This window comes from Pseudomonas frederiksbergensis, from assembly GCF_003732705.1.
In the GTDB taxonomy this organism is placed as follows: Bacteria; Pseudomonadota; Gammaproteobacteria; order Pseudomonadales; family Pseudomonadaceae; genus Aquipseudomonas; species Aquipseudomonas frederiksbergensis_F.
Window position 1 is genome coordinate 1 of the sequence record NZ_MOBR01000024.1, and the last position, 5,086, is coordinate 5,086.

The window sequence follows — 5,086 nt, forward strand, 5'->3', positions numbered from 1 at the left end:
CGAGGCTTGCCCGCGAAGGCGTCGTATCAGTCGATATCAATGTTGAATGACACGACGCCTTCGCGGGCAAGCCTCGCTCCTACAAGGGAATTGCGTTCAGGGCACGACGCCGATCACGCCTTGCGTATGCATCTGTTGCAACAACGCCAGGCCGTTATCCATGAATTCGCTCGACCCGCCAGCGCCCGCCTCCACCGCCAACCCTTGCAACTGTGCACGGCCGTCGAGTTCGGGAAATTCGCCAATGCGCTGCAACAGACGCCACGCCAACGGGCTCAATTCAGAGAATTTCACACTCCAATCCGCCGTCCGCCGAACCAGCAGTAACGTCGGTTGGTCCGGCACCGTTTCAGGTCGATAATCCGGCCCCACCAATTGCACCGGCCAGCCATACGCCAACGGCCAGGCCAACGGCGAAACCTGCAACGGTCGCGCCAGCAACAGCCCGGCATCACTGTCCGGCAACGGCTCGTCGTCCGACTGTTGCAACGCCATCTCGACCCACTCGTAATGCGCCAGTTCAACCATGAACGGCGGCCAGGTTCTTTCGCTCAACCCTTGGGGTTCAGCCGCCAGAAACTCGACAAACTCCCGGGCGATCTCGCCGAATTTTGGCGTATGGGCGCGGTAGTCCCGCAGGAAGATTCGCATCAGTGAACGCCAGTTTTCGTCCCCCAGAATTTTCACCAGCACGGGGAAGGTGCCGCTGAGTAACAACGACAGATTGTTGAACACCAGATCGCGATAAACCTGGACCCTGGCGGCGTCCATCTCGACCGGCGGCGCGCAATGCTCGGGATCGCGCAGGTAGCGGGTCAGGGCCTCCTGTTGTTGATGCAGCGACGGCTTATCCACGCGTCACCTCCGAGCCTTGCAAGCGGCGTATGGTTTGCAACTCCGCCACCAACTCCGAAAACGCCGGGAAGTTGAAGTCCCGTTCCAGCAGCGTCGGGTGTGCGCCGAACCGGGCATAGGCCTCGGCCAACAACGACCAGACCACCGGTTTCACCGAAGCCCCGTGGGTGTCGATCTTCAACGTGTCGGACTCATCGAAATGCCCCGCCACGTGCATCCCCACCACCCGCCCCGCGTCGATCCCGGCCAGAAAAACCTGCGGATCAAAACCGTGATTGATCGAGTTCACATACACATTGTTGACGTCCAGCAACAGGTCGCAATCGGCCTCCCGCAGCACCGCGTTAGTGAACGTCAGCTCGTCCATGTCTTGCCGGGGCGCGGCGTAATAGGAGACGTTCTCCACCGCCAGACGGCGGCCGAGAATGTCCTGGGACTGACGAATTCGCGCGGCCACGTGATGCACCGCTTCTTCGGTAAACGGCAGCGGCAGCAGGTCATAGAGGTGACCGTCATCGCTGCAATAACTCAGGTGCTCGCTGTACAGCGGCACGTTGTAGTGATCGAGGAAAACCCGCACTTCCTGCAAAAAACCCACATCCAGCGGCGCCGATCCACCCAACGACAAGGACAAACCGTGGCAGGACAACGGATAGCGTTCAGCCAATGCCCGCAACGCCGCGCCATGGGCGCCGCCGATGCCGATCCAGTTTTCCGGGGCGACTTCCAGAAAGTCGAAACTCCCTGACGGAGCGGCCTGGAGGTCTTTCATCAAACCGCGACGCAGGCCGAGGCCGACGCTGGCTTTCGTGGATGGCGTGGAGGTCTGCATGCTGTCGATCTCGTCCGGGTTCAAATGAGCGGGAGCACCTGGGGCGCCCCCACCAAGCGGTCTCAGGATGCTTCGGCGGCGCTGCCGCACTTGCCTTCGCCACACTTGCCTTCAGCGGTCTCTTTGGCCGTATCGGCGGAGGCCTGGGCCTGGCTGTAACCCGACGCCAGGTCGGTCATGCTCAGCGCGGAGGCTGCGGTGGACAGACCCAGGCCGCCAACCAGGGCCAGACCGATTGCCAGGGACGAAACTTTAGTGAAATTGAACATGGGTGAGACTCCTGCAATGGATAAACGGTGAACCGGTCTCCAGCACTGAGGCTCAGTGCTGGCCGGTGAGTCCATTTAAACGAAGGGATGTATCGGGTCTGTGTTCGGTTTCGCTGGAAATGCCAGCGGATGTATCGTCGGCGGGTCTGTACACAATTCGGTACAAACCCGCCGATTGCCGTTAGGGCAAATCGTACTTTTCCCGCACCAGATGGCCGATGCCGATGCGATCCAGCACTGCCATCGGGCACAGAAAGGTCACGCGCACGGTGCCCGGCAAGCGGCTGATGTCGATCGAACCGGTGATGGTGGCGCGGTTGAGCACTTCGTCATAAGGCAACCCGGTGACGGCGGCGGCCCGTTGCAAGCCGTTGTCCACCGCGAGGTTGAGGTTTTCGCCGCTGCCGATGAAGGTGATCGGCCCGCTCTGTTCGATCTCGTGCTGGCCCCAGCGGGCGCCCAGTTCACGGACTTTCTGCTGTTGCCCGGCATTCATCGGGCGGGCCATGGGCGGCAGGTCGTCGAGGTTTTGCAGCAGGATCGGTCCCTCGATACGCAGATTTTTGATGACGTGCACCTGCACTTCGGTTTCCCCGGAGCAATCGGTGGCATGCCCGGCGATCTCGCCGTTGCCTTGCTGGGCGTGCATGTCGCCCATGTACACCCCGGCGCCCGGCACTTTCACCGGGCAGATCAACACACAGCCTTCGCGAATCGAATTGGTGTCCATGTGGCCGTCGGTCTTGGCCGCATGCAGTTCTTCGCGGGTCATGCCGAAGCGGTGCGGCGCATCGATCAGGTACTGGCCGAAATCCGCGCAATTGTGCGAATCGGGCAGATCCCGGGACGGCGTGGTACCGATGTTGCCGAGGAACGGGCGCATGTGCGCCGCGACACCGGGCATGTCGGCATGGGCCAGGGACAGGATCGAGTGCTGGGCGGCGAACTCCGGCAGCGCCGCCATTTCAGAGGCATTGCCGGCCAGTTGGTTGGCAATGTCCTGATTGACGGTCAGGCTGACTTGGTTCTGCGCGTCAAACACGATCACATAGCCGTGGCTGAAGCGAAACGCGCTGACCTCGGCGCCGCAGTTGTTACAGCGGATCGCGTCTTCGCCAATGCCGTCGACATAACTGGCCGGGTGTTCGGTGCCGCACTTGGCGCAGAATTTGGAGACGAACGGATCGCCGTGATAGCGCCCTTCCACAAAGCTCATCACCCCGGACGACGTGGCCAGGGAGGTGACGCGCATACTTTTGATCTTGATCGCCACCGCATCGCCGACCTCGGCGCCAGCAATCGCCACCGGTTGCGTGACTTCGTGGCCGCCCTGGAAGGCCGGCGTAATCATCGGCCCCCAACAGCCCGGCGGCGTACCGGTGATCAGCGTGCCACCGTCGGCCAGTGGCCCGAGCATCGGCTGACTCGGGCCGATGATGCCGCTGGTGTAGTTGTCGACGCGCAGCCGATCCACGGTTGCCGGTTGCAGATTGGATTGAGGCAGGAGCGTAGTCATGGGAAGTCCCCTTCACAGTCAGGAGCGAACGGCCGCCTGGTGTGGACGACCCTTGGAATGCCATGGGCGGGCCCTTTTTCCAGGGCAGCCGATGGCCTTCACAGTTCATCGCAGGTTTGTATCTGGTCTGTGTTCGGTGGGGGGCGGTGTTGGTGAATTCTGTATCGAGAGGGAGCCTGGATACACTGTGATACTAACGCCGCCCCCTGTAGGAGCGAGGCTTGCCCGCGATGGCGGCGTGTCAGTCGATAAGGATGTTGGCAGACATACCGCCTTCGCGGGCAAGCCTCGCTCCTACAAGGGAATGGTGTCATCTGGGAATGTAGCTTTCGTCGCCTCAAACCTCAGTCCACGGGGCCCGAACTAAACTTATTGCACGCAGGACGGGGTCTTCGTCCTGTTCATTCCCACGACCACCGCCCAGCGGCGCACGCCTGGACAAACAATGCCTCTGGACCGTGATCCTGCCACAGGAGCACACGTGATGGACGAGGCCAAACTTAACGATTTCATGGGCAAACTGGTCAATGACATGGGCGGCGCGGCGATGCTGGCCAATGTCATTCTCGGCGAAGAACTCGGCCTGTACCGAGCCATGGCCGACAGCCAGCCGATCAGCCCCGAAACCCTCGCTGAAAAGACCGGTTGCCACCCGCGCCTGGTGCGCGAATGGCTCAGCGCCCACGCCGCCTCCGGTTACATGGAACACCAGGACGGCCAGTTCCGCCTGCCTGAAGAACAAGCCCTGGCCTTGGCGATCGAGGATTCGCCGGTATACATCGCCGGCGGTGTCGGGGTGGTGGCGTCGTTTTTCCATGACAAAGACAAACTGGTCAAAGCCTTCCGCGGCGACGGTGCTCTGCCCTGGGGCGAGCACCATTCCTGCATGTTCAGCGGCACGGAACGGTTCTTCCGCCCCGGCTACAAGGCGCACCTGGTCGCCGAATGGCTGCCGGCCCTGGAAGGGGTTGTCGCCAAACTCGAGGCCGGGGCCAAGGTCGCGGACATCGGCTGCGGGCATGGCGCGTCTACCGTGATCATGGCCCAGGCGTTCCCGGATTCTCGGTTCGTCGGCTTCGACTACCACGCGCCTTCCGTCACCGTCGCCACCCAGCGCGCCGAAGCCGGTGGCGTGTCCGGGCGCGCGCGGTTCTTCCAGGGCACGGCGAAAAGCTATCCGGGCACCGACTATGACCTGGTGTGCTATTTCGACTGCCTGCACGATATGGGCGACCCGGTGGGTGCCGCGCGACACGCCTACGACTCACTGAAACCGGACGGTTCGGTGCTGTTGGTGGAGCCTTACGCCAACGATTCTCTGGACGACAACATCAACCCGGTGGGACGGCTGTTTTACGCCGCGTCGACGTTCATCTGCACCCCAAACTCGCTGTCCCAGGAAGTCGGCCTCGGGCTCGGCGCCCAGGCCGGTGAGGCGCGGTTGCGCAAGGTGTTTACCGAGGCTGGGTTCAAGCATTTCCGCCGGGCGACGGAAACGCCGTTTAACTTGATTCTGGAAGCGCGTAAATAATTGTGGGAGCAAGGCTTGCCCGCGATGGCGTCCTTGAGATCGCCATCGCGTGCAAGCCTTGCTCCTACCGTGGGATCGGCAAA

At 62.0% G+C, this 5,086-nt stretch carries 5 protein-coding genes; 1 reads left to right on the plus strand and 4 read right to left on the minus strand.

Features of this window, described 5'->3' with window-relative positions:
• Positions 1-96: 96 nt before the first annotated feature.
• The 4 genes from BK667_RS23095 to BK667_RS23110 form a co-directional block, all read right to left on the minus strand.
• Positions 97-855, minus strand: a complete 759-nt coding sequence (locus BK667_RS23095) for an HvfC family RiPP maturation protein (protein ID WP_123599025.1) — start codon at positions 853-855, stop codon at positions 97-99.
• Positions 848-1,687: an HvfB family MNIO-type RiPP peptide maturase gene (locus BK667_RS23100; protein ID WP_123599028.1), complete on the minus strand. Its 840-nt coding sequence runs from the start codon at positions 1,685-1,687 to the stop codon at positions 848-850. Before BK667_RS23100 ends, BK667_RS23095 begins: the two co-directional genes overlap by 8 nt.
• A 62-nt stretch (positions 1,688-1,749) precedes the next feature.
• The gene (locus BK667_RS23105) at positions 1,750-1,956 is read right to left on the minus strand and encodes an HvfA family oxazolone/thioamide-modified RiPP metallophore (RefSeq protein WP_123513540.1); all 207 of its coding nucleotides are present in this window, start codon (positions 1,954-1,956) and stop codon (positions 1,750-1,752) included.
• A 181-nt stretch (positions 1,957-2,137) separates the two neighbouring features.
• Positions 2,138-3,472, minus strand: coding sequence for an acetamidase/formamidase family protein (locus BK667_RS23110; protein ID WP_123599026.1), 1,335 nt, complete (start codon positions 3,470-3,472; stop codon positions 2,138-2,140).
• 484 nt (positions 3,473-3,956) lie between these two features.
• On the opposite strand from BK667_RS23110, the gene BK667_RS23115 reads away from it, so the two are divergent.
• Positions 3,957-5,003, plus strand: a complete 1,047-nt coding sequence (locus BK667_RS23115) for a class I SAM-dependent methyltransferase (RefSeq protein WP_123599027.1) — start codon at positions 3,957-3,959, stop codon at positions 5,001-5,003.
• The last annotated feature ends 83 nt before the right edge of the window (positions 5,004-5,086 follow it).